Origin of the sequence: Mesobacillus sp. S13, assembly GCF_020422885.1 — a bacterium.
In the GTDB taxonomy this organism is placed as follows: Bacteria; Bacillota; Bacilli; order Bacillales; family Cytobacillaceae; genus Mesobacillus; species Mesobacillus selenatarsenatis_A.
The window spans coordinates 1,189,743-1,213,713 of sequence record NZ_CP084622.1 but is presented as its reverse complement, the minus strand read 5'-3'; the positions used below and the strand labels follow the sequence as shown (position 1 = coordinate 1,213,713).

The window sequence follows — 23,971 nt, the reverse complement described above, 5'->3', positions numbered from 1 at the left end:
CGTATCAAGAATATAACAGCTGCAGACGCGGAAGGAACAGCATAACAGGATGTTGGCCCTGGCTGATCCAGCCGCACGGAACGGGCCGTTAGATTTCTTGATGAATTAAATCATAATTTTTACGCATTGATTGAGACTGTTCGTAAATGTTGATTCATTCGTATAGAAGAACTTCTCAAGCGAAAAAGCGTAAATTGGTTATGAGAGCAATTATGGGTTAAGAAAGAAACTTAATCATTTAAATTAAAGTCTGTGCAGCAGGCTTAATTTTCAGTTTACTGGGAGGTGACTCCTTACCCGCATATCCGCGGGCTAAGGGAACTTATTTGGACATATTTAACTTGGTTTGGATAGCCATTTTAATTGCTTTAACGGCATTTTTTGTCGTCTCAGAATTTGCGATTGTTAAAGTTAGAAGTTCCAGAATCGACCAACTTATAGAAGAAGGCAGCAAAAAGGCTGTGCTCGCGAAAAGAGTCATATCCAATCTGGATGAGTACCTTTCTGCCTGCCAGCTGGGGATCACGATCACGGCTCTGGGAATCGGTTGGCTTGGAAAGCCGGCAATTGCTGACTTGCTAGAACCGTTATTAACCAGTCTGGATATTCCGCAATCCGTAGGACATGTCATTGCAGTGGGAATTGCTTTCGCAACCATCACATTTCTGCATGTCGTAGTCGGGGAATTGGCACCTAAGACATTAGCGATCCAAAAAGCAGAATGGGTTTCTCTGAACACAGCTGGACCGCTGATCCTGTTTTACAAAATCATGTATCCGTTCATCTGGTTATTGAACGGATCCGCCCGTCTTGCTACTGGCCTTGTCGGGCTAAAACCTGCTTCTGAACATGATTTGGCTCATTCTGAAGAAGAACTTCGCATTATTCTGTCTGAGAGCTTTAAAAGTGGTGAAATCAACCAGTCAGAGTTTAAGTATGTAAATAAAATATTCGAATTTGACAACCGGATCGCCAAGGAAATCATGGTGCCCCGAACGGAAATCATTTCGTTGTCAATTGAGGATACTCTGGAAAACTTCCTCCAAATCGTAAAGGAAGAGAAATTTACCCGATATCCTGTCATTGACGGAGACAAGGACCATATTGTCGGCCTCGTCAATATCAAGGAAGTCATGACTGATTTGATTCATGACCAGGGCCGGGGCAAAAAAGAAATAGATTCATATATTCGACCAATCATCCGGGTAATCGACAGCATTCCGATTCACGATTTGCTTGTCAAGATGCAGAAAGAGCGCATACACATGGCGATCTTGATGGATGAATATGGAGGCACGTCCGGGCTCGTAACAGTAGAAGATATCCTTGAAGAAATTGTGGGAGAAATTCGCGATGAGTTCGATATGGATGAAGTGCCGATGATTCGCAAAATTCAGGAAAGTCATTATATCATTGATGCCAAACTGCTAGTCAGTGAGGTAAATGAACTTCTTGCACTAGATATCAACGATGAGGATGTCGATACAATCGGCGGCTGGATGCTTACAGAAAACTATGAGGTTAAGCAGGGCGACATCGTCAGTTTTGGTTCCTACCATTTCAAAATCACCGAAATGGAAGAGCACCACATTAAATATATTGAAGTAACGAAGCAGCCTGAAACTGAAAAGGCTGCCGAGAATTTTTTCATAAACAAGACTGAAGTTGTTTCCTAAAAGATCCAGCGTTACTTCCATCACAAAAACCCAGGCAGGTCCTTCCTGCCTGGGTTTTTTGCGGCTTTATTTTACACTTTCCAGGTTTGGACATCATCTGCTTCGATGATTCCCATTATCACATCATCCACATCTGGATCCTTTAGCACGCTATCTCTGACCCTGAACTTGATATCATCTGCATCAGCTAGTGTCAGCCCTTTGCGCAGCTCCAGATAGCTCTCGACATGGTACTGCCTTCCCTCCTGGACAATCCTTAATGTATTGATGTCAATGACATCTGGATCTGACAGGATAAGCTTGGCTATACGGTCCTCAACTACCTTAGGTGCTGCAACACCAATGAGCCCTACCGTGTTCTCATACCCGATCTTCAAAGCAATCCCGATTAGCAGGATGCCGATCAGCAAGGTTCCGATTCCATCAAGCAAATAAAACCCTGTAACATGCGCCATGACAATCGAAACCAATGCCAATAGCGCTCCAAATGTCGCAATCAAATCTTCATAGAAGACCAATCTTGTTGGCGGTGCAGCAAGGCTTACATTCTTGAATGCATGTGGGACAACCCCAAAGCCCTTTGCACCGCTTCTTGTTTCATGGGCAATTTCTTTCATGGCTTTTACCAGAATCCCTCCATCAACAAGTACTGCAACTGTCATGATAATGACATTAAGCCACAAATTGGAGGAAGCTTTCGGATGCTGAATCAACTCCCACCCTTTGATGACCGTTTCATAAGCCATAATGGAAATGATGATAACCGCTACCAGTACAAATAAGTTCACAACCCTGCCGAAACCGGTCGGAAATCGTTTAGTTGCTTCTTTTTCAGATATGGCACTGCCAATGAAAACAAAGAATTGATTTAATGCATCCGCAACTGAATGAAGTGTCGTCGCCAGCATCGTACCACTTCCGCTGATCACTGCAGCAACCCCTTTGATTACTGCGAGGAATGTATTCCCAATCGCAGCAATGCCAGAAGATTTATTTCCTCTTTTTAAAAATTCAACCATTGATGACATTTCTCCACCCGCTTTACTAGTTAAATATATTTTCCTTTACCTTTTCACATTTCATTTATTTTTAAACATTTATTTGGATTTGCTGAAAAAATCCTTTGTGTAAGCAAAGCGCAATAGAACCCATCAGGATATATCCTGATGGGTTCTACTCAAGAAAAATCATGTTCTGCTCTTAGAAGCTTCTCCGACTCTTTTATTATAGGAATTCCATTTCTGTTTCGCATTGATCCAGATATCTTCAGCCAGCAGCTCGATTCCGATTGTCGTGAGTGAGAAGATATTGGCATAATGCTTTTTCACTTCCCATTTCAATTCATGCTTTCCGCAAATGCTATATTTGTTCACTTCTTCCATTTCCTTGCTAAGAAGAGCAAGCTGCTGATTTTTTTCTTGTTCGGGAAGAGCGACGATCGCATCGATTTTTTCAATATATTCAAGTGATTTGGCGATTTTTTCGTTCACATCATCATGAGTCTTTTTGTCTACCAGGTCATGTTTAAGTTTAAACGCATTGAGGTTCCTGGCAGATTCATAAGTTGATTGAACAATTTCATCCCTCGTCATATAATCTGTTTCAAAGCTGAGCATATATTTCCATGATGGCTGAGTGATGGCCTTTCTATGGTCTTCGATACTATGGCAGAACTTCTTATACCCGTATTTTTCTGGATTTTCGAATGCAGGGCTTGCCGGGTCCAGGAATGGTGCAAGCGGCGCAACAAAGTATGATAGTCGTTTATCTCCGTCGCAGGCATTGTGTATTTCTTCGCAGAAGTCAACATTATCAAGAGCACTTTGATAGTCCTGGTGCGGAATGCCAACCATGAAAAAGATGTCAATCTTCTTGCAGCTATGCTTTAATGCTGCCTGCAGCGTTTCAATCACTTTTGCATTGGTACAGTTGAATTTGCCATTATATCGGCGAATCTTCTCATCATGAGTTTCCAATGTCAGTTCAATGCTGTACTTCGGAACAACCTTCTCAATTTTTTCAAAGAACTCCTCGTTCGCATATTGGAATAATTCAAATACCAGTTCATTCTTCAAGTTGATCTTGCTGAGCCTCTCAAAGAACTCATCCACATAGTCCTTCCCTGCCTGGCGAATATCATGAAGAATGAAAATCGGTGCCCTGCTGAAGCGCTGAATGAAAGTTATGTCCTCTACCAGTTTCGCAGGCGAGCGTTTTGCCAGCACTTTACGGTTGCAGTTATCCTTGTATGATTGTTTTGAGCCCCCGCAAATCAAGCAGCCCTGAGTGCAACCTTTCGCCGTGAGTATGGCCGTATTCGGATATTGCAGCCAGCCGTTATAGGGCAGTGGATCCAGGAAATTCTTATACTTGAAGACCGACTTGATCGTATACCGATATCCAGGGATGTCAAATTCATCCAAGCTGTCTGGAACATGGCTTAATGGATTGTAAACAGGATTGTCTCCATCTTTCCATGTAAGGTTTGGAATGCCGCCAAGAGAATGAGTTCCATTTTTAAAATGGTTGATCAAAAGGAGCATCAGCTTTTCTGTTGAATCTCCTCTCATGACAAAGTCTATGAATGGATATTCTATTAACTCTTTATGATAATAGGTTGCCGATAGACCGCCAAAAATCATCGGTGTTTCCGGATGAAGTTTTTTTACAATCTTCGCAAGTTCAATACTGCCATGAGCGTGCGGCAGCCAATGAAGATCAATTCCAAATGCACGTGTTTTGATTCTTTTCAATTTCTTTTCCACATCAAAGTTTTCATCCATCAGCATTCGATTGGCGATATTAATGATCTTCACGCGGAGGCCCTGGCGTTCTAAATATTCCGCAATGCTGGTCAGACCAATAGGATACATTTCGAACACAGGAGATGACGGGACGACGTCACTGATTGGGCCTGCCAGCAGGGCATTTTTCCGAAAATCGTAAACACTTGGTGCATGGAGAAGGACAAGATCGTATTTCAAAGGAATCACCTCGAATAAAATATATACTATTAATCTGCCTGATAAAGGCAATGTATGATTACACCTTAATCATAACTCTCGACTAATTCTTCTAAGTCCTGGAAAGTGCAAGATTTTGTGAACAGCTGAACATAATAGTTTTTAAACAGCCGGCAACCCTTGATAAATAAAAGGATTTTGAGTTTATGAACGTTTTGTGGATGGCATTGCGTTAATGTAAAAAAAAGACTGCGATATCGCAGTCTTTGGGTACATTATTTTTCCTGCTGGACCATGAGGATTTCTTCCTCGACTCTGCCCAATTTTAACAGATGTGAATCAAGGCGTTTGTGGATTGTGCTGAATTCTGAGTTGTTCTTGACTTCCGCCTTGCTCAGCAATTCTTTTAACATATTTTCAATCTTTGCGCTTTGCATTTCTTCCATTCTTTCAAGAGCGTCCTTGATATCTGTTATATCGATCTGGTTTGATGTTACACGATGCTCAATACTATCGACTTTTTCTAGACGTTCGAGCCTTTTCTCAATGCTTTCGGCTCTTTTATGCAATGAATCAATTGAACTCTCAATATCTTTTATCAGATGAATGATTTCAGTTAACCCTTCCATTTTACATGGCTCCCCTTTATTTGGCTTAAAATTATTTTATCATCATTAATCACATCGATATGTTACAAAACTGGTAACAAAGCCTGCATTTGTTTTCATTTTAGCCACATTTCTAAATCACTGTATTTCCAGGTCCATGATCGTTTTTTCAGCGCTTCGTCTGGACATATTGATTGAATTCCAGCCTTCTTCAGAATCCGTGAATTCCTGCTTCCTTTGCAGCAGCAACTCAGAGAGACCAGGATGGCCAGGGTTAAGCTTATAAAGCTCCACAAGGCCCTCTACTCCTTCATAAGAAAGCGAATTCAAATAATGTATATCGATTTTACCGGTTTCTGAGTATCTCTCCAAATTGCGGTCAACAACATACTCGTCAAGCTGGATGGTGTTGATTACTGTATAAAAAATGACTGCAGATATGATGTAAAAGCGAACAAGAGAGAGCCTTTCCATCCATATCCTCATAAAGGAATAGCATAAAATCACAAGCAGGAACACCATGAATGAATGGGCCAGTACCCTGGCAAAGGTAAAACCATAAGCCTCTTCATACATGAGCAGGCGTAAAAATGCTGAATACAGCATGACTCCGCTGAATGTAACGAGCAGGGAAAGAAGAGAGCGAATAGCAAGAGTCATAAATTTAGACGTTTTATCGACATATGAAACGATCGTAGAGATGATCAGCAAATTCAGCATCGTTACAAAAAGAAGCTCAAAAAATCCTCTTCGTGCAAATTCAGCATACGTATATCCCGCCTTTAATGTTTCACTGAAAAAGTATTGAAATTGTACTGCTACAAATAATAGATAAACGATATTCAATAAAGTGAGCACTGTCAGGCTGATCACGCTATCCCATGCTATTTTTCCTGTTGCCTTCGGGTCTTCCGCAGGAGCTGGCTGCTTATTCCTTAGCACCTGAAATAGACCAAAGATCGCAAAAGTGAAAATGAATACCGCAATCGTCCGCAGCACTTCCTCCTCGATCTTCAATCCTAAAAGCCAGCGAGGGAAAGCGCCTAGAAGATCTCCGAATTGTTGGTCAGCAGAGACAAGCAGGTTGAGGATCACAAACAATAGCGGTAATGAAATGCCCACCCCAATCAGTACTTTTCGAATCGTTGCACTCTTGTTTTCCTCAAGACCTCTGACAGTAAAATTAGCAACAAGCAATAAGAACCTGTATACATAGGCTATTGCTTCGCCAACTGTCAAAAAGAGCTTTTGAACGAATGGCCACCTATGCCACTGATTATGAAGCGGATAGGTAACAAGCACCAGTTGAATAAGAACCATTACAGGGATCACCAAAAAATTCAACATATATAAAATCATATTCGAATGCAGGAAAAAGCTGGAGGACAGCAGCCAAATAGAGGCAACCATCAAAAGTCCAAGCTTCTTATTTGTAAAGGAGAATGAGCGATATCTCCAGAAGAATACAGCATAAAACACTGTAATAAACACAGGATAGGACAAGCCGATGATCCCATGCAAGAAAGACCTTTCAGCCAGGACTCCCAGAGCAAGACAGACCAGGAAAAAAACCCCGTCCCCTTTTTTCAATTTCAATTCCATTATAATCTCTCCTCCTTACACAGTATAACTAGGTATATGGTCAAAAAAATACCTTATCATGCTATGTACATAGATTTTCTATGTACATAGCTAAAAAATTAGATGGAAGCCTTTTTCCCCCATCTATATCCAAGCCAACAAATTGGATACAATAACGCAGTGAATAGAATACAAATAAAAATGAATGCAGGACTCAGCAGCGGCTGGAACCAGTCATGCGGAATCAGCTTGAGCAATGTCAGGTTCATGAGAACGATATTCGGAAGGATGGAAAGGATAAACGTCTTCTTCATCAAGCTTCTTCCCTTATGGCCAAATCCTTTGCCAATCTCATATCCTAGCAGTGCCCAAAAGAAAAGATATAACAAGATAATCACGGCAGGTATTGATGTGAGACTTTGCCACGCGATATCAATGAAAGGGAAATCAAAAAGGTTATGTACCAGGGTCAAGGTGATGCCACCAACAAAGAAAAACAGATTGGCACTAATGAAAACCCATTGAGTTTTCATTGGTGTCGTCGATAATTCTTCCCGCCAGCATTCAGCAATTTCTTCCGGTGTCCCCAACCTCGAATGAATTTCCGACCTAATATCCGCCTCTTCCCTATCGATGTCCTTAAGCTCTTCAAGCATCTCGGTAATATGGATATCGTAATCAGCTAAAATTTGTTCTCTGTCTCCATGCTTCCCTAAGTGCCTATCAAGCTCCGCGAGAAATTCAGTCTTTAACTGGATCATTTTTTGTTCTCCTGATCACTTTGTTCATGACATTGACGAAGTGCTGCCACTCTTCCGTTTTCTCAATAAGGACTGCTCTGCCTTCATCAGTAATCCGATAATATTTTCTAGCTGGGCCTTTATCCTGCTCCTGCCAATAAAATTCAATGTATTCCTGTTTTTCAAGTTTATGCAATGCTGGATAAAGCGTTCCTTCTTTTACCTGCAGACTATGGTCACTTCGCTTATCCAATTCTTTCACCAGCTCGTAGCCATACATATCCCGTTCATTCAACAGTTGAAGCAGCACCAAGGATGTGCTCCCTTTTAAAAGTTCCCGATTAAACATTCTATCACCTACCTAGTAATAAAAGGTACCTATCGGAATCATAATATAAATTGGTGGAATTTGCAAATGAAAATTTAATAAAGCAGGCTGCAATTTATTACGAACCTGCTTTTGGAAATGACTAATTGCTTCCAGACGTTGCCTTAAGGCCGATGATTCCGACCAATATGAAGGCTACGAACATCAGCCTCATAAGGTTGCGCGGCTCTCCAAACAACACAATCCCTAGAATGACTGCCCCTGCAGCTCCAATTCCAGTCCAGATTGCATATGCAGTGCCGATTGGCAATGTTTTAACTGCCATAGACAAAAAGTAAAAGCTTATGGCCATCCCGATCAGGGTGATCAACGATGGTACAGCTTTTGTGAATCCTTCTGTATACTTCAGGCCAATGGCCCAAACAACTTCAAATATACCGGCAATAACTAAATAAACCCAAGCCATGCTAACACGCTCTCCTTTCATGAAAAAACCCGGAAGATATCACTGGATATCTCCCGGGTTTTTATCCCTCCGTGTACACAGGGATTCCTGTGCGCCCTCTCTCGGACCAGTCCAGCGATAAGCTGCGGAACCCTAGAGGACTTTTGCTAATAAGAATAGTACCATAATCAAGACAGTCAGTCAAAAAGGCATCAGGTCTCCTGAAGCTCCCTGTTCATCATCGTCTCATATTCATTAGATGGCAATGGCGGTGAGTAGAAATATCCCTGCACTTCCTGACATCCCAGTGATTTTAACAGGTCAATCTGAGATTCTGTTTCAACCCCTTCGGCGATCACCTTTAACTTCAGGTTCGTTGCCATTGAGACAATCGTAGAGATGATTTCACGGTTTTCCTGGGAATGCGAAATGAAGCTCTGGTCAATTTTCAAACGATCGACTGAAAGCTTGCTTAAATAACTCAATGAACTGTACCCTGTTCCAAAATCATCAATGCTGACCTCTATCCCGATTTCCCTTAATGCCTGGAGCTGCTCATTGATGCTGTCTTCCTTCTTAATCATGATGCTTTCAGTTACTTCGATTTAGATCAATTCGCCATAAAGTCCATATTCTTTCAGTGCATGCTGCATGAACTTTACGAAATCCTCTTGGTAAAAATGAATGATCGAGATATTGATGGAAGTTCGGGGAACCTCGAACCCCTGACTCTTCCATTTGACAAGCTGGCTGAACACCTTCCTGATGATCAGTCTCTCAAGAGGTACGATCAAGTTTGCTTCCTCTGCAATCGGGATGAACACGCCAGGAGGAATCATTCCATGTCGAGAATGCTTCCACCTTGCCAGCGCTTCAGCCCCGGTTATCACATTTGTTTCTGCATTATATTTAGGCTGGTAAAAAACAGTGAGAGCATCACTATTAATCGCGTTCCGCAATTCATTCTCGAGCTCAAACTTATTCAGGTTGTTGTCCACCATGCTTTGGTCAAAAAATTGGAAGTGATTCGCACCGTTTTCTTTTGCCTTATACATCGCCATATCGGCATACTTCAGCAACAGTTCAAGATTATTCGTATCTTCTGGATACCTTGAGATACCAATACTCGCGGTGATCAGGAATTCCATCCCTTCCGCAAAAAGCGGACTCTGGAATGCATGGACAACCTCCCTGGCAATCGATTCCGGCTTGTGTCTTCCAGTTACAAGAATGGCGAATTCATCTCCGCCAATTCTGGCAATGAGGCATTCCTCGGGCACAACTTCCGAAAGTTTCCTGCCGATTTGTACCAGTATCTTATCACCAAACGAATGGCCAAATGTATCATTAATTCGTTTAAAACGGTCAAAATCAAGGTAGATCAAGGAAAACACTTCATCCTTGATAAATTGCGCACTCATCACTTTCTCCAAATTCCGTCTGTTAGGCAAATTGGTCAATTCATCATGATAGGCGAGATACTCAATCATTTTGTCTGCTTTCTTCTGTTCTGTTATGTCCCTGACGACTCCAAAGACACCCACCGTTATGTTTTTGACGATGACCCTCACGGCTGTAATTCTTACGTCGGCGTATGTTGAATCCGCTCTTTTTAAAGTGGTTTCAATCAATTTTGTCTCACCGCTGAGCACTTTCATGAAATACTTTTTTATTTTCTTTTCTTCCTCGCTTCCCCCTATCAGATCAATGAAATGAAGGCCAACTAATTCATTATCTCCATAGCCAGTCAGCTCTACCGCCTCTTTATTGACACTTAAAATATACCCTTGCAAGTCAACTCTGAATACAGAATCAGGGTTATGAGTGAACAAGGATAAATGAGACTGGACGTTCTTCATGATCAGTTTTTCCCCAAAAAGGTCCGGGACGAGGATGAATAATAAATTGGCACAGGCCATATACACGAATGGCGCCAGGAAAGAATGTATTCCGCTTCCATCCGTAATGGCCATCATTGAAGTCAGGACGATATACGGAATACCGGCCAATGCCATTCCGCCAAGGACGCTGCCTGTGTACTTATACTTTTTTACAAACTCATAAATATCCTCGTTCGTAATCTGCATTAAAAAACGTATTAACGAAAAGGAAGTGACCAGAATCATTAAAAATGACATGATGAATAAAACTGGCTGAATCTTGATTGCTTCCCTGAAGATGATATAAAAAGCAGTATATTCAGCTGTCATGATGCTGGCAGCGATCAATAAACTAGTGAAAACATACTGAGGTGTATTCCCTATATCCCTTTGCGCCAGACTAAAAGCTGCATAAGACCCCATTCCACAAATACTAAAGAAAATCAGAAAAAATAAATAAAAATTGCTCGTGGAAAATGGAACCCCAGCGGATATAATCACAAATAAATGTGTCAGCAAAAACGTTAGAGCCAAAAGAAGCGAATACAGGACCTTTTTGCGTTTTTTCCGATATATAGTCTTTTTGATTTGCCTGCTGAATTCAACTGCCATAATGGAAGAAATAATCAAAAAAACGATTGTTAACGCTATATTATTAAAATCAAATATGTACATATGGGGAATATCCATACTGCCCCTCGTTTCTGTCTGATTTTTTGCTTTCGTGGATTAGTGAAAATTGGAATGGCTGAGAAAATCCTGTTTCATTTAGCCGACAATTTTCGCCATCATGATTGAAGCTTTCTAAATATTATACAATATTCATCCACATAATTGACATGTTACGAGTCTCATTTTCGAAATATTCAAAAACAACCATACCATTCAAAAGGAGAATTTAATATACTATAAGTAGAAGGAATTCCACTTTAAATCCCTAATTGGCCCCTGCTTCACTCACCTTGTTGGCTCTTCCCATATCAGCATATATGGACAGACTCTTATTTATATATCGGCATAACCGGATTTTTATTAAGCACAATACATGTATAAGCCTTCAACAAATACCATGATGCGACTGTTGGTTAATAATGATGTATTAAGGCGTTTACCTGCCTTGGAAAGGAGAGGATTTAGATGCAAGCGGAGAAAGAAAGGGGAAATAACAGAAGCTTATTTTCTGAATCAATCCTCCTAAGGTCTGCAGCTGCTATCATCTGGCCCATCACCGGTTACCTGCTTGACGTTAAGCTGGATCTGCTTCCTTACTTAACTGTAGTGGGTTCTGTTGGAGGAGTGGCTCTATATGTTTTTTTTGCTGCAAGCAAGCGAAAATTGTTAGAGGCCGGCAAGAAAACCTGGCCAACCATCGAGACAAGCGTTGACGAAATTAAAAAGGCAGTCCGTATATATTCCGAGCAGCTTCCGAAGGGGGTATACCGGACCATACTCGTTAAAGAGGACAATAGGATCGATGCAGAACAACTTGCCCCGATCCTGAAGGGAATTCCATCAAAAAATTTTTACATGTCCAAGGAAACATACGATATATTCACTGAGAATGAAAAAAAACTCGCATTGACAATCGATAAAGTTCAAAAGGCAGTAGACCTATATGTGAAAGAGCATAAGGAGTACCCAGTCCTCCCCTATGACCCCCTTCGCAGAGTGAATTATTATCAGCTGTTGAATGCCCACTGCCTCGATGCCCAACCGGATATCGAACTGTACATCACCAATTACGATGGCCTGATCACACATAAGAAACCGGAGCAAAACAGCACTGGAAATTAAAATAAAATACTGATCAAATAAATGCCAAGCAGTAGAAATATAAAAAATATTATCCCCGAGGAAACTTTTATCAAAGAACTGGCTGAAGCAAAGGTTTGACTGTTGATATTTTTCCGAACAGAGAAATAATGTGTGGTCGCGAAGAAGAGAATCACGAAGCCAATCACCAAAGAAAAGATGCTGATCAAAACAGCAATTGTATCAGCCGTCTTGCTTGCAAAGCTAATATTATTGAAATGCAGACTTGAGGCCAAGAAACCAATCCCGATAATAGCGATGGATGTCCGGACCCATGCAAGGTATGTTCGTTCATTGGCCAGATGCTGTTGGATATATTTTGATTCTAGTGTTTTATGATCGTCCATCATACCACCCACTTTCCCAAATTGCGGATCGTTTATCGCTTCTTGATACGTGACTTCCACAGAATAAAAAACTCAGCTTTAGTTTATCACCGGGGCCGGTCAATTCCTCTTCATTTGCTCATCATCAAGGTTTATGATTCCTCTTAGTTGGGGAGCGTTATTCGTGCCTATGATAAAACTGGTTATAATATAGAAAACACGGCTGAATTTCCAGCCGTGTTTCTCTTCATAAGTTATAATAAAGATAGGAGGCTGATCAACTTGGAAGATAAGAAAAATAACTCTCCTGAAGTGGATTTGGATGAGGAAACTTTATTCATGGTCTCACAGACGTTTAAGGCCCTGTCAGATCCGACACGGCTCAGGATCCTTCATCTGCTGTTCCAGGGGGAACATTCGGTCAATGAAATAGCAGAAAAACTCTCATTGCTGCAATCAACTGTTTCACATCAGCTGCGTTTCTTAAAAAACCTCAGGCTCGTCAAATTCAGGAGAGAGGGAACAACACTTTATTACACGCATGATGATGAACATGTCATTGACCTGTTAAAGCAAAGCATAGAACATGCCAGCCACCATTGAGAATTACAATGTTATTGGCTGGCATGTCTTAAACTTGTTAAAGAAGTCTTTCAATCAGGTATACGGCCACTCACTAATTGCATGGCCCATGTGCACAAGGGCAGCCATGCTGTTCCCCTTCTACCTGCAAGGTACTGTGGTCAATGCCAAACTTGTCGTGCAACAGCTTTTGTGCTTTATGCAGTACTCGGTCATGGGCTCCTTCTCCTTCGACAGCAATATGGCCGCTAAGCATGAAAACACCTGATGTGATGGACCAAACATGGACATCGTGCACATCTTTCACTTCCGGTATCTTCTGTATTTCATCTTTTATCTCTTCCAGCTTAACCTGCTCTGGTGCCCCTTCCATCAGCACATGGAAGCTTTCCTTTGTTACCCTCCAGCCACTGATGATGATCAGGATGGCCACAGCTACGCTTGCGATCGGATCTGCCAGTCCCCAGCCAAAAAAGTAAATCAGCAATGCTGCAGTGATGGCACCAACTGAACCCAACATGTCACCTATTACATGGAGAAACGCACTTCTCACGTTTAAGTTCTCATCTTTGTCCCCTCTCATTAAAATCCAAGCTGCGACGATATTGACCAGCAATCCGATGACCGAGATTGTCAGCATCCCAAGACTTTGAACTTCTGGAGGATCTGTGAAGCGCTGGTATGCTTCTATAAAGATATAAATCGAAATAATGATCAAGGTCAGCCCATTGAGTGCAGCCGCGATGATTTCAAACCGCTTGAACCCATATGTCTTGCTTGGTGTAGCGTTTTTCTCCCCAAGCTTCATTGCGAACAAGCTCAAACCAAGTGCAGCTGCATCGCTCAGCATATGGCCAGCATCTGAAAGCAGTGCAAGGCTGTTTGTGATGACCCCGCCAATTACCTCCACAACCATGAATGTGGCGATTAGAAGAAACGCCCAGAATAAAGCCCTTTTATTGTTTGTATGACTATGGCTATGGCCGTGGCCGTGTGAGTGATTATGACCCATATCTTCTCCTCCTTGTTTATATATGAATATATGCTCATATATATAATTATGACTGACATATGAATTTTGTTCAATAAAAAGCTTGTCTATATTTTAAATACCTTATTATTTAGGTTTTCACACCACAAAAAATTAAACCGCTGAAAAACAGCGGTTTTGGTTTTACCCTTATAAATATTTTCGGTGTATCCCTTTTCCATCATAGGTGTATAACATCGCCCTGCTCTCGACCATTGTTTCGATATGGCATTTCCTGCCCCATAGCTGATGGACATATGGAAGGACTTTTTCAAGGTACTTAATGTCAAGCTCGATTCCTTCGAAGCTATGCGATATATATAACTCCCCATTCCTCTGGTAATCGCCGTCTGTTACAGTCAAATACGGAAATCCTCCATTGACTCTCATGCTGACCAGCTGGTCGCGAACCTGTTCCCACGCTTTATCGACAACTTTGTATTCACGCCCTTGCTTTTGGAACAGATACATGTCTTCACGCATGACCAGATCCTTCGTCAAGTAATTACGTAAAAATGAAATATCCGATTCGATTTCACGGACTTCAAACATTTTTTCCCGGCCTGAACCAGGCTTAACTCCGCGCCGTTTCATTTCCTGGGTTGGATTATTATAGCGATCCTCAATATCTTCAAAAATTTTGATTCCTAAATAATAAGGGTTGATTCCCGTCTTTGATGGCTGTACGACCCCTGCATTTAACTTCGCAAACTCGATGGATTCTCCGCTCGTCAGGTCCATTTCCCTGAGAATGCGTTGATGCCAGTAAGAAGCCCAGCCTTCATTCATGATTTTCGTTTCAAGCTGCGGCCAAAAATAGAGCATTTCTTCACGCATCATCGTCAGTATATCCCGCTGCCAGTCCTCCAGCTCACGGCTATAGCTCTCAATGAACAAGAGTAAGTCTTTTTCAGGACGCGGCGGAAATTTCTTTTTCTTGTTTTTATCTTTTGCTTCGGTCTTTTTTGAATCAAGATCCCAGAGATCATCATACGGCGTCGATGCAGACATGGGCTCATCGTCTTCATCTTCATCCTCAATTGACCATGCAAGCTTCGGTCTCATCAGCGAAGGATCAATATGCTCTTCAATAGCCAGAACCGCATCAAGAAAGGATTCAACCTTTTGTTTGCCATGCAGTATTTCATATTTGCGGATTCTTTCCGCTGTTGCTGCCATGCTTTCAACCATATCGCGCTTCGTATTTTGGAAACGGACATTGTTCTTGAAGAAATCACAATGGGCAAGGACGTGGGCAACGATTAACTTGTTTTGAATCAGCGAATTCGAATCCAATAAAAAGGCATAGCATGGATTGGAGTTGATGACTAGCTCATAAATTTTTGAGAGCCCTAAGTCATAATGAAGCTTCATTTTATGAAACTGTTTTCCAAAGCTCCAATGGGAAAATCTTGTTGGCATTCCATAGGCACCAAATGTATAGATGATTTCTGCAGGACATATTTCATACCTCATCGGATAAAAGTCCAGTCCAAACCCTTTAGCGATTTCGGTAATTTCAGAAATGGCATATTCCAGTGATTTTTGATCCTCTGACACCATCTCTCCCCCTTTCACCTCTTACAACAATGTATGAGGAAAAAAGGAGAAAGATGAACAGGTTAGAAACTTTACTGCTGGTGTTGTTCAGTAACGGTAAGACTCAACAACCTGTCACTTTTTAAATCATGGGTGACTTGGACGGTCATGATAACAGGTTTACCGTTGACACTGACCTTGTACTGAAATGAATCGAGCACCTGCCGATCGTCTATTTGCTTCCTGCCCATATACTGATAATCCTGGACAGCTTCCCCGGGGAAATCTTCCTTGATCACGGCAGTAGCGATCCGGCCATATTTTTCATAATCCGGCCTTTGTGCATAAGTATCGACTCTTTGGAATCCCAATAACAAAATTAATAATACAGCCATTGCGGCGAAATACTTCTTCATGAATACACTCCTTTTGTGCTTCCAGCTTTGTGATTCCCGCTTCAATATGTAGTCAATCCGGTGCGCATTTATACAGGTAAAACTTGAAAACCCCAGTAAACAGGGTTGTCCAACATTTTCTGAGGAAGTTCCAGCGTCAAATCCATATAATATTATCAACTCCTCATAAGGAGGATGGGATATGAACAAAACGGATTACGATCGGGCACTATATTACACGCACCGATCTCAATGGGATAACCTGCTTATCCTTATGGTCAGGACCGAGGACCAGTTCCTGGCCAAGAAGATTGAACATTTTCTCCACGCATACAACTTTGAAAAAGATTATGCTGTCATTGAAAAGCGCCTGTATTCCCTTCTCAGATATATCGACCACGCAAATGAAGCCGCCGGCGATGACTACCTGGAAACCGCTGTCACCGGCTCGATTTAACAAGAGAATTCCACCAAAAAAAAATAACACGGCCACCTATATTAAGGTGCCGTGTTTATTATTTTTTATGCTGATTTTCGCTGGAAATAAATAGTACTGTTTTTCTCTATATTGAATCGGCTCGATTAGGCAATCGGGTAATTTTGCACGAGAGGATGGATGACAATTTCATCAATCAGCATATGTTTAGGCGCGGAAGCCATATAAACAACTGCGTTTGCGATGTCTTCCACCTTTAACCAATCATGCTTTTCCGGAAGTCCCTGTTTTGATTGAGCAAAATAAGTATCAACCATTCCCGGGTTGATGGTGCCAACACGAATTCCGTATTCCCTGACTTCCTGTGCCAGCGCTCCGCTGAAACCCTGCACAGCGTACTTCGAAGCTGTATAAGCACTTCCATTAGGAATCGTGTATCTGCCTACATCAGAGGAAATCGTGATGATCGTACCTGATTTACGCTCTTTCATATGAGGGAGAACGGCTTTAGCACCAAGGAAGACACCTTGAACGTTCACTTCAAATAGCTTTTTCCATTCTTCAACCGTAACTTCTTCTGCGAGCTTGAAAAAGCCAATTCCAGCATTATTGACTAGTACATCAATCTGCCCGAATGTCTCCATTGTTATTTCAACAAGATTCTTCACCTGCTGTTCATCGCTGACATCCGTCTGAACGGCAATGATATCCGAAAAACCTTTTTGTTTCATTTCTTCCGCTGTCTGATTGATTTCGTCTGAACTGCCTGCGATTGCGAGCTTCATTCCTTGCTCAGCCAATTTCACAGCGATTTCCTTGCCGATTCCTCTTGAGGCACCTGTGACAATAGCGACTTGTTCCTTTAACATATGATTACTTCCTTTCGTGCTGAGGTTCTAAGCTGTGATTACAGGTTTTTTGCTGCTTCCATTTTCTTTTCAACTTCCTGCATGAAATCCTGCTCGATTTTCTGCAGTTTCTGCTTGCTATCAGCAAGGCTCTTGTCGTTCACACCAAAATAAAACTTGATCTTTGGTTCTGTTCCAGATGGGCGAAGACACATCCATGTACCATCTTCGAGATAGTATTTGATAACGTTTGAAGAAGGAAGCTGGATTTTTTCTTCCTCGTTGTTCTCATTCACTCTTACACCTGTTAAATAATCTTCCACTGCTGTGACTTTCAATTCACCAAGCTGCTTAAGAGGGTCCTGGCGGAAGACTCCAAGTGTTTTCTGTATTAGCTCAGCGCCTTCTTTTCCTTTCAGAGTCAAAGAACGCAGCCCTTCCTGATAATAACCGTATTCTTCAAAAACACTAAGAAGCGCTTCGTATAAAGACATGCCCTTCTTTTTGTAATATGCGCAAACCTCGACAGCAAGCATCGCTGCCTGGACTGCGTCTTTATCGCGGGCAAAGTCCCCGATTAAGTATCCATAGCTTTCTTCATAGCCGAAAAGGAACTTATACTCCCCTGACTCTTCATATTGCTTGATTTTCTCCGCGATGAACTTGAATCCTGTCAGGACATCGATGGTTTCAACCCCGAAAGAAGAAGCGACTTTTCGTCCAAGCTCGGATGTTACGATTGTCTTGAACACAGCTCCATTGGCCGGCAATGTTTCTTTCTCTTGTTTTTGCGTCAGGATATAATGCAGAAGCAGCGCTCCCGTCTGGTTTCCAGTCAACACAACATACTCCCCATCCTGGTCTTTTACAGCGATACCAAGACGGTCAGCATCAGGATCTGTAGCGATCAGAACATCCGCATCGATTTTCTTTCCTTCACGGATTGCCAGTTCAAATGCAGCAGGCTCCTCCGGATTCGGGCTTTTTACCGTTGAAAACTCGGGGTCCGGCAGCTCCTGCTCTTTTACGACTGTGACATTCTGGTATTTCAGGTTAGTCAGGATATTTCGTACAGGCATATTGGCAGTACCATGCAACGGTGTGAATATCACTTTTACATCGGCTTCATCAGAGAGTGTCGGATTTTCGGAAATCGTCATCAGCTTCTCAAGATACGCGCGGTCCACTTCAGAACCAATCATCTTGATCAAGCCTTTTTCCTTCAGTTCCTGCTCGTCCATCACCTGAATTGACAGTTCATTTTCGATTTCATTAACCTTCTCGATCACTTCATCGGCACTGTCAGGTGGCAGCTGCCCGCCGTCCGGACCATAAACTTTATAGCCATTGTATTCAGGTGGGTTATGGCTGGCTGTAATGACGATTCCACCGTATGCATGCAGATGACGGACTGCGAACGACAGCTCCGGTGTTGGTCTTAACTCTTCAAATACATATGTCTGGATGCCGCGAGTTGCCAATGTCTTCGCTGCTTCCATAGCGAATTCAGGTGATTTATGGCGAGAATCATAGGCAATCGCCACACCACGCTGTTTTGCTTCATTTCCTTGCTCTTCTATGTATGCTGCCAGTCCGGCTGATGCTTTACGGACAGTATATAAGTTCATCCGGTTGGTACCTGCGCCAATCTCACCGCGCATTCCGCCAGTCCCGAACTCCAGGTTTTTATAAAATACTTCCTCTAAAGCTTTATCATTATCCTTTAATGAATCAAGTTCGGTTTTCAGCTCCGGATCCAATCCGGCAAAACCAAGCCACTTGTCGGCTTTCATTTTCCAATCCATGAAATGACCTCCTGAAAATAAGATTTGAATCTTACAGCTAATTATAAAACAAGATGGTGCTTGATTGATAATTTTTGTTTATTTTATTTGATGGAGAATGATACAGTGCAAAACTCTTTATTAGTGGGTTATTGGTGACCTCTTTTTCCGATTTCTGGGATTTTAGGGCACCAATAGGCTTCATTGGTGTCCTCTTTTTCCGATTTCTGGGATTTCAGGGCACCAATAGGCTTCATTGGTGTCCTCTTTTTCCGATTTCTGGGATTTCAGGGCACCAATAGGCTTCATTGGTGACCTCTTTTTCCGATTTCTGGGATTTCAGGGCACCAATAGGCTTCATTGGTGACCTCTTTTTCCAATTTCTAGGATTTCATGGCACCAATAGGCTTCATTGGCGTCCTCTTTTTCCAATTTCCGGGATTTCAGTGCGCCAATAGGCTTCATTGGTGTCTTCTTTTTCCGATTTTTGGAATTTAAGGTCACCAATAGGCTTCATTGGTGACCTCTTTTTCCGATTTCTGGGATTCCAGGGCACCAATAGGCTTCATTGGTTTCCTCTTTTTCCAGTTCCTAGGACTCATGGGGGCCCAATAGGCTTGATTGGTCACCTATAATGAAAAACACCTAGGGAGCCGAGTTCTTTTTCCCCAGGTGCTGTACTTATCCTACTTCTTATACTGTATGCGGTAAATATCATGCCTGCGGTCCTTCAGCTGGCGGACTGTGCCGTCCTGGCGCTGGCGGCGCAAAATTTCCAGATCGACATCGCCGATCATGACCATTTCAATGTTCGGGTTCGTTTCGCCGACAATTCCATCTCTCGCGAATTCAAAATCAGATGGTGCGAAGATTCCTGATTGTGCATACTGGATATCCATGTTCTCTGTTTGCGGCAGATTGCCGACGGTACCAGAAATGACCGTGTACACCTGGTTCTCGACCGCTCTGGCCTGGGCACAGTACCGCACCCGCAGGTACCCTTGGCGATCTTCAGTACAGAATGGTGTGAAGATGATTTTGGCTCCCATATCAGTGGCAATCCTTGCAAGCTCAGGGAACTCGATATCATAACAAATTTGGATAGCGATTTTGCCGCAATCCGTATCGAACACCTTCAGTTCATCGCCGCGGCTGATGCCCCACCACCTGCGCTCATTTGGCGTGATGTGAAGCTTATATTGCTTATCGATTGTGCCATCGCGACGGAACAGATAGGAAATATTATATATCTCATCATCATCTTCCTTTACCAAATGAGAACCACCTATGATGTTCACATTGTAGCGGACAGCCAGATCGGTGAACAGCTCGATATATTGCTCCGTATACTCTGTCACCCTGCGGACTGCGAGCGATGGGGACTTCTCATCCATGAAGGACATGAGCTGGGTCGTGAAGATTTCCGGGAACACGGCAAAATCCGATCCGGCATCCGATGCGACATCCGTGAAATATTCACACTGATGAGCAAAATCATCAAATGACTCGATTTGTCTCATCATATACTGGACAACACAAATCCGGACAGGATTACTTGTTTTATAAAACCGCTTCGATTTTGGCTGATAGTCTACATTATTCCATTCCATCAAGGTCGCGTACTTGTTGGACTGAAGATCATCAGGCAAATAGTTCGGATTGATCCTCATCAGCGTGAAATCATTCCTCAGCTGGAATGAAAGCACCGGATCATAAATTTTATGTGATGCGACCTGCCTTACATATTCACGAGGCGACATTTCCTCCGCGTGAAGATGATAGTTCGGAATCCGTCCGCCGATGATGATACTTTTCAGGTTCATCTGCCGAGCAAGATCCTTCCGCGCTTCATACAAACGATAGCCTACCTTCATTCTCCTGAACTCGGGATGAGTCATGACTTCAATGCCGTAGAGATTATAGCCATCAGGGTTATGGTTTGTAATATAACCCTCATCGGTTACATCATCCCAGCTGTGGCGATCATCGTATTCATCAAAGTTTATAATCAAGCTTGAACAAGAACCGACCACTTCCCCGTCATACTCAGCGACAAATTGCCCTTCAGGGAAAATTTCAAGATGGCTCTCCAGCTGATCCCGCTTCCAGGGATCCATTCCAGGAAAGCAGCTGTTCTGCATTTTGATGATTCCATCAATATCCTCTTCCCTTGTGTTGCGGATGATCATTCTTTTTTCAAATTTGGACAAATCCAATTCACTCATACAAACTGCACCCTCTCATTAAAAAATCATGTATGTAAAATTGCTCATCATATCCCTATACCCTAAATTGCCATGTTATAATACTGTTTGTTTATCTTCCCCTTTTCTATTGGGAAAAATAAATTCACAGAATGTTAATTGAAATATTTTATTACATTCCTTAAGATGTAATGAGGGAAATGTTTCTTTTATATAGAGTGTTTAAATAGAAATTACATAGCTTAGGGGAGATTAGCTTGGAAAAGACGAAAAAAGATTCGAGGGAGTCGTTTCTATTTGCGGCTTGGGCTACATCGATCATCGCGATGTTCGGCAGTTTGTATTTTTCGGAAATCCGCCAGTATGAGCCCTGCCTGTTATGCTGGTACCAGCGAATCTTGATGTATCCTTTTGCCTTGATACTCGGGATCGCTGTTGTAAAAAAAGATTATAGAATTAGCTTTTATACAATGATTATGTCAGCTGTTGGCGGATTGATATCCCTCTACCATTATTCATTGCAAAAGGTGCCCTTCATGGCTGACAATGCTGATACTTGCGGCCGAGTGCCTTGTACAGGCCAATATATCAACTGGCTTGGCTTTATCTCGATCCCGTTCCTGGCTTTAACGGCATTCATCATCATTTTTATATTGAGCCTGTTGATCTGGCAGAAATCTAAGGAGGAAGCGTAAATTGAAAAAGGTCATTATTTTTCTTTTCATCATCATTGGTTTATTTGCAGCATTATTTTTCCTGAATAAGGCACAAAACGAGGAAAAAGCGGAAGGAAATCCATACGGCAAGGACACGCTTCACCCTGAAACAGTCAAACAGCTGGATGATCCTAACTATCAAAACATCATCCTTCCTGATGAACTGGAAGAAAAAATTGAAAACGGCGAGGATGTTACTGTCTATTTCCACAGTCCGACATGCCCTCACTGCGTTCGCACCACCCCGATCGTTGCGCCTCTTGCAAAAGATATGGATGTGGATCTCGTTCAATACAACCTTCTCGAATTCGAACAAGGATGGAATGACTACGGAATCGAATCAACGCCAACCATCGTCCAATACAAGGATGGAAAAGAAGTCAATCGAATTGTCGGCTATCAGGAAGAAGCAACATTCGAGAATTGGTTCAATGAGAACACATTGAAGTAAATACAAAAACGCCTGCGTTTTCGCAGGCGTTTTCTATTTGGTTTGATATGAAATTTCACAATTGTCGATTATAATAGCAGTCTATTGGCGGCTTTTGTATAAGTACTGATATAATCAAGATGAACATGCTTCGAGTCAGAAAATTGACTGTAATTAAACGGGAAACATATTCCGTAGTCTGTCAATGTCTGGACGTTTTTACGGAACATCGACTGATATTTTTCAGGAATATGGCCAGACTCCAAAATAGAGATCAATGTCTGCATGCTTGTGATTACCTGGAATGCATCGCCAAGTGTACTGAATCTCTCGAACTGTTCGGGTCTCGTATGTAACACTTCAAGCCTTTCAAATTCATGAATATCTTCATCCGTAAAGTATAATGGAAAAATATCTGTGTAAAAATACTTTGCCAGTTCTACTACTTTCTCTTCTTGTCCGGGTGTAGACGCAAATACAATTTTCAATGATCGACCCACCTTTTTTTACCCTTTGTAATCTATTCGTAATATATATACTTAGAATAACATATTCATTCCAATTAACTGGGTGGTAATTATGCCCATGCATGCGGTAAAAGTTGACAGATTCTCCACTAAAGGAAACATGATTTTGAAGGTCTTCACCTAATCCAATCAAAATTAAATCAAGTTAGGAGACTAATATGATTCATACTAATAAAAAAGGCGAATGGTGTGAGCTCGTCATTCCCGCTGAATGGGAAAGTTACAGCCTTGAAACACTTTTCAAGGATTTTTGGAAAGCCCCCAAAAAGTTGGTTCATCTGTTAAGGACGGAAAAGAACGTCCTGATTAACGGGCATGTTCCAGACTGGACACTCCCCCTAAAAAAGAATGACCGCTTAAGCATGAAGCTTTTTACTGAAGAAGAGCAGACTTTCAGCCCTGAATACTTGAATGTGGATATCGTCTATGAAGATGAACATCTGATTGTTTTCAATAAACCAGCCGGCATGGACACCCATCCAAATGTGAGCGGTCAAGGCGGTACTCTTGCAAATGCAGCTGCTTTCCATATGTTGTCCAATGGAGAAGCTAACCGGCCGCGACATATACACAGGCTTGACCGCGAAACAACCGGTGCTGTACTTTTCGCAAAAAATCCGCTTATTACAGCCATTCTTGATAAGATGCTTGAGGAACGCAAAATTAAGAGAACCTATCTGGCTATGGCCGATGGAATGATCCATCAGAAAAAAGGGACCATCAATAAGCCAATTGGCCGTGATCGGCATCACCCAACCAGGAGACGAGTATCCGAGACAGGCCAGCAAGCCATCACCCACTTCAAAGTAATGGATAAAATAAAGCATAAAAACCTAACCCTTGTTCAATGCTCACTCGACACCGGCAGGACCCACCAGATCCGGGTGCATTTCAGTGAGATTGGTCACCCTCTTGCGGGAGATACATTATACGGTGGAAGCGATACTTTTCACAGACAAGCGCTGCACGCAGTAAAAATGGAATTCACCCACCCGTTCACACGGGAAGAAATAATATGTCACGCACCTTTTATCGACCAACCAACGATATTTATTAACATTGATCCTTATGAGATTTAAAAAAACGCCAAAAAAAATCCTTCCAGAACGGAAGGATTTTTT

Annotated in this window: 22 protein-coding genes, 1 pseudogene and 1 riboswitch; of the genes and pseudogenes, 7 read left to right on the top strand and 16 right to left on the bottom strand. The window is 42.2% G+C overall.

What is annotated here, in order from left to right:
* Nucleotides 1-326 precede the first annotated feature (326 nt).
* Entirely contained in the window at nt 327-1,676 is a 1,350-nt protein-coding gene (locus LGO15_RS06135; RefSeq protein ID WP_167832047.1) for a hemolysin family protein, read from the top strand.
* Between the two features lie 71 nt (nt 1,677-1,747).
* On the opposite strand, the gene LGO15_RS06130 is transcribed toward LGO15_RS06135, so the two are convergent.
* From LGO15_RS06130 to LGO15_RS06095, 8 genes and pseudogenes are all read right to left on the bottom strand, one after another.
* Nucleotides 1,748-2,704 (bottom strand): cation diffusion facilitator family transporter, encoded by a 957-nt coding sequence (locus LGO15_RS06130; protein ID WP_167832046.1) that lies wholly within the window; start codon nt 2,702-2,704, stop codon nt 1,748-1,750.
* A 159-nt stretch (nt 2,705-2,863) separates the two neighbouring features.
* A complete protein-coding gene (locus tag LGO15_RS06125) occupies nt 2,864-4,660 on the bottom strand; it encodes a TIGR04190 family B12-binding domain/radical SAM domain protein (RefSeq protein ID WP_226087099.1) in 1,797 nt (598 codons plus the stop codon).
* Between the two features lie 254 nt (nt 4,661-4,914).
* Nucleotides 4,915-5,268 carry a hypothetical protein gene (locus tag LGO15_RS06120; protein ID WP_226087098.1) on the bottom strand — a complete coding sequence of 118 codons (354 nt, stop codon included), beginning with the start codon at nt 5,266-5,268 and terminating at the stop codon, nt 4,915-4,917.
* A 117-nt stretch (nt 5,269-5,385) separates the two neighbouring features.
* A complete protein-coding gene (locus tag LGO15_RS06115; protein WP_226087097.1) occupies nt 5,386-6,849 on the bottom strand; it encodes a DUF4153 domain-containing protein in 1,464 nt (487 codons plus the stop codon).
* A gap of 98 nt (nt 6,850-6,947) precedes the next feature.
* Nucleotides 6,948-7,589 (bottom strand): HAAS signaling domain-containing protein, encoded by a 642-nt coding sequence (locus LGO15_RS06110; protein ID WP_226087096.1) that lies wholly within the window; start codon nt 7,587-7,589, stop codon nt 6,948-6,950.
* Complete coding sequence (locus LGO15_RS06105) at nt 7,570-7,917, bottom strand: PadR family transcriptional regulator (RefSeq protein WP_167832041.1); 348 nt, start codon at nt 7,915-7,917, stop codon at nt 7,570-7,572. Before LGO15_RS06105 ends, LGO15_RS06110 begins: the two co-directional genes overlap by 20 nt.
* A 121-nt stretch (nt 7,918-8,038) precedes the next feature.
* The gene (sugE, locus tag LGO15_RS06100; protein WP_167832040.1) at nt 8,039-8,362 is read right to left on the bottom strand and encodes a quaternary ammonium compound efflux SMR transporter SugE; all 324 of its coding nucleotides are present in this window, start codon (nt 8,360-8,362) and stop codon (nt 8,039-8,041) included.
* Between the two features lie 48 nt (nt 8,363-8,410).
* Nucleotides 8,411-8,509: riboswitch (guanidine-I (ykkC/yxkD leader) on the bottom strand.
* A gap of 44 nt (nt 8,510-8,553) precedes the next feature.
* Nucleotides 8,554-10,200 (bottom strand): annotated as a pseudogene (locus tag LGO15_RS06095) (EAL domain-containing protein).
* A 1,158-nt stretch (nt 10,201-11,358) separates the two neighbouring features.
* Here LGO15_RS06095 and LGO15_RS06090 point away from each other — a divergent pair.
* Nucleotides 11,359-12,015, top strand: coding sequence for a DUF3939 domain-containing protein (locus LGO15_RS06090; protein WP_226087095.1), 657 nt, complete (start codon nt 11,359-11,361; stop codon nt 12,013-12,015).
* Here the strand turns inward: LGO15_RS06090 and LGO15_RS06085 are convergent.
* Entirely contained in the window at nt 12,012-12,383 is a 372-nt protein-coding gene (locus LGO15_RS06085) for a YidH family protein (protein WP_226087094.1), read from the bottom strand. The two genes, LGO15_RS06090 and LGO15_RS06085, sit on opposite strands and share 4 nt — an antisense overlap.
* A 315-nt stretch (nt 12,384-12,698) precedes the next feature.
* Here LGO15_RS06085 and LGO15_RS06080 point away from each other — a divergent pair, with 315 nt between their 5' ends.
* Nucleotides 12,699-12,962, top strand: coding sequence for an ArsR/SmtB family transcription factor (locus LGO15_RS06080; protein WP_167832200.1), 264 nt, complete (start codon nt 12,699-12,701; stop codon nt 12,960-12,962).
* Between the two features lie 73 nt (nt 12,963-13,035).
* On the opposite strand, the gene LGO15_RS06075 is transcribed toward LGO15_RS06080, so the two are convergent.
* The 3 genes from LGO15_RS06075 to LGO15_RS06065 form a co-directional block, all read right to left on the bottom strand.
* A complete protein-coding gene (locus LGO15_RS06075) occupies nt 13,036-13,953 on the bottom strand; it encodes a cation diffusion facilitator family transporter (protein WP_226087093.1) in 918 nt (305 codons plus the stop codon).
* Nucleotides 13,954-14,121: 168 nt separating this feature from the next.
* A complete protein-coding gene (locus LGO15_RS06070) occupies nt 14,122-15,534 on the bottom strand; it encodes a SpoVR family protein (RefSeq protein WP_226087092.1) in 1,413 nt (470 codons plus the stop codon).
* Nucleotides 15,535-15,602: 68 nt separating this feature from the next.
* On the bottom strand, nt 15,603-15,926 hold the full coding sequence (locus tag LGO15_RS06065; protein ID WP_226087091.1) for a DUF3889 domain-containing protein: 324 nt from the start codon (nt 15,924-15,926) through the stop codon (nt 15,603-15,605).
* Nucleotides 15,927-16,107: 181 nt separating this feature from the next.
* Here LGO15_RS06065 and LGO15_RS06060 point away from each other — a divergent pair, with 181 nt between their 5' ends.
* Entirely contained in the window at nt 16,108-16,362 is a 255-nt protein-coding gene (locus LGO15_RS06060) for a YhdB family protein (protein ID WP_041966370.1), read from the top strand.
* Between the two features lie 125 nt (nt 16,363-16,487).
* Here the strand turns inward: LGO15_RS06060 and LGO15_RS06055 are convergent, their stop codons facing one another.
* The 3 genes from LGO15_RS06055 to LGO15_RS06045 all read right to left on the bottom strand — a co-directional run bounded on the left by LGO15_RS06055 (nt 16,488) and on the right by LGO15_RS06045 (nt 21,198).
* On the bottom strand, nt 16,488-17,210 hold the full coding sequence (locus LGO15_RS06055) for an SDR family oxidoreductase (RefSeq protein WP_226087090.1): 723 nt from the start codon (nt 17,208-17,210) through the stop codon (nt 16,488-16,490).
* A gap of 38 nt (nt 17,211-17,248) precedes the next feature.
* Nucleotides 17,249-18,994 carry a phospho-sugar mutase gene (locus LGO15_RS06050; protein ID WP_167832033.1) on the bottom strand — a complete coding sequence of 582 codons (1,746 nt, stop codon included), beginning with the start codon at nt 18,992-18,994 and terminating at the stop codon, nt 17,249-17,251.
* A 665-nt stretch (nt 18,995-19,659) separates the two neighbouring features.
* Nucleotides 19,660-21,198: a bifunctional GNAT family N-acetyltransferase/carbon-nitrogen hydrolase family protein gene (locus LGO15_RS06045; protein WP_226087089.1), complete on the bottom strand. Its 1,539-nt coding sequence runs from the start codon at nt 21,196-21,198 to the stop codon at nt 19,660-19,662.
* A gap of 236 nt (nt 21,199-21,434) precedes the next feature.
* On the opposite strand from LGO15_RS06045, the gene LGO15_RS06040 reads away from it, so the two are divergent.
* Together LGO15_RS06040 and LGO15_RS06035 are read left to right on the top strand one after the other, a co-directional pair.
* Nucleotides 21,435-21,872 carry a disulfide oxidoreductase gene (locus LGO15_RS06040; protein ID WP_167832031.1) on the top strand — a complete coding sequence of 146 codons (438 nt, stop codon included), beginning with the start codon at nt 21,435-21,437 and terminating at the stop codon, nt 21,870-21,872.
* A 1-nt stretch (nt 21,873) separates the two neighbouring features.
* Nucleotides 21,874-22,344 carry a thioredoxin family protein gene (locus tag LGO15_RS06035; protein WP_167832030.1) on the top strand — a complete coding sequence of 157 codons (471 nt, stop codon included), beginning with the start codon at nt 21,874-21,876 and terminating at the stop codon, nt 22,342-22,344.
* A 68-nt stretch (nt 22,345-22,412) separates the two neighbouring features.
* Here LGO15_RS06035 and LGO15_RS06030 read toward each other — a convergent pair whose 3' ends face one another.
* Nucleotides 22,413-22,811, bottom strand: a complete 399-nt coding sequence (locus LGO15_RS06030) for a YhcU family protein (RefSeq protein ID WP_226087088.1) — start codon at nt 22,809-22,811, stop codon at nt 22,413-22,415.
* Nucleotides 22,812-23,008: 197 nt separating this feature from the next.
* On the opposite strand from LGO15_RS06030, the gene LGO15_RS06025 reads away from it, so the two are divergent.
* Nucleotides 23,009-23,929 carry an RluA family pseudouridine synthase gene (locus LGO15_RS06025; protein WP_226087086.1) on the top strand — a complete coding sequence of 307 codons (921 nt, stop codon included), beginning with the start codon at nt 23,009-23,011 and terminating at the stop codon, nt 23,927-23,929.
* Nucleotides 23,930-23,971: the final 42 nt, after the last annotated feature.

What these genes read in the sequence shown, in the direction of transcription:
- LGO15_RS06050 (WP_167832033.1), bottom strand. Translation starts at nt 18,994, where the DNA reads ATGGATTGGAAAATGAAAGCCGACAAGTGGCTTGGTTTTGCCGGATTG.
- LGO15_RS06110 (WP_226087096.1), bottom strand. Translation starts at nt 7,589, where the DNA reads ATGATCCAGTTAAAGACTGAATTTCTCGCGGAGCTTGATAGGCACTTA.
- LGO15_RS06045 (WP_226087089.1), bottom strand. Translation starts at nt 21,198, where the DNA reads ATGAGTGAATTGGATTTGTCCAAATTTGAAAAAAGAATGATCATCCGC.
- LGO15_RS06105 (WP_167832041.1), bottom strand. Translation starts at nt 7,917, where the DNA reads ATGTTTAATCGGGAACTTTTAAAAGGGAGCACATCCTTGGTGCTGCTT.
- LGO15_RS06025 (WP_226087086.1), top strand. Translation starts at nt 23,009, where the DNA reads ATGATTCATACTAATAAAAAAGGCGAATGGTGTGAGCTCGTCATTCCC.
- LGO15_RS06130 (WP_167832046.1), bottom strand. Translation starts at nt 2,704, where the DNA reads ATGTCATCAATGGTTGAATTTTTAAAAAGAGGAAATAAATCTTCTGGC.
- LGO15_RS06080 (WP_167832200.1), top strand. Translation starts at nt 12,699, where the DNA reads ATGGTCTCACAGACGTTTAAGGCCCTGTCAGATCCGACACGGCTCAGG.
- LGO15_RS06060 (WP_041966370.1), top strand. Translation starts at nt 16,108, where the DNA reads ATGAACAAAACGGATTACGATCGGGCACTATATTACACGCACCGATCT.
- LGO15_RS06120 (WP_226087098.1), bottom strand. Translation starts at nt 5,268, where the DNA reads ATGGAAGGGTTAACTGAAATCATTCATCTGATAAAAGATATTGAGAGT.
- LGO15_RS06055 (WP_226087090.1), bottom strand. Translation starts at nt 17,210, where the DNA reads ATGTTAAAGGAACAAGTCGCTATTGTCACAGGTGCCTCAAGAGGAATC.
- LGO15_RS06075 (WP_226087093.1), bottom strand. Translation starts at nt 13,953, where the DNA reads ATGGGTCATAATCACTCACACGGCCACGGCCATAGCCATAGTCATACA.
- LGO15_RS06090 (WP_226087095.1), top strand. Translation starts at nt 11,359, where the DNA reads ATGCAAGCGGAGAAAGAAAGGGGAAATAACAGAAGCTTATTTTCTGAA.
- LGO15_RS06085 (WP_226087094.1), bottom strand. Translation starts at nt 12,383, where the DNA reads ATGATGGACGATCATAAAACACTAGAATCAAAATATATCCAACAGCAT.
- LGO15_RS06065 (WP_226087091.1), bottom strand. Translation starts at nt 15,926, where the DNA reads ATGAAGAAGTATTTCGCCGCAATGGCTGTATTATTAATTTTGTTATTG.
- sugE (WP_167832040.1), bottom strand. Translation starts at nt 8,362, where the DNA reads ATGGCTTGGGTTTATTTAGTTATTGCCGGTATATTTGAAGTTGTTTGG.
- LGO15_RS06070 (WP_226087092.1), bottom strand. Translation starts at nt 15,534, where the DNA reads ATGGTGTCAGAGGATCAAAAATCACTGGAATATGCCATTTCTGAAATT.
- LGO15_RS06115 (WP_226087097.1), bottom strand. Translation starts at nt 6,849, where the DNA reads ATGGAATTGAAATTGAAAAAAGGGGACGGGGTTTTTTTCCTGGTCTGT.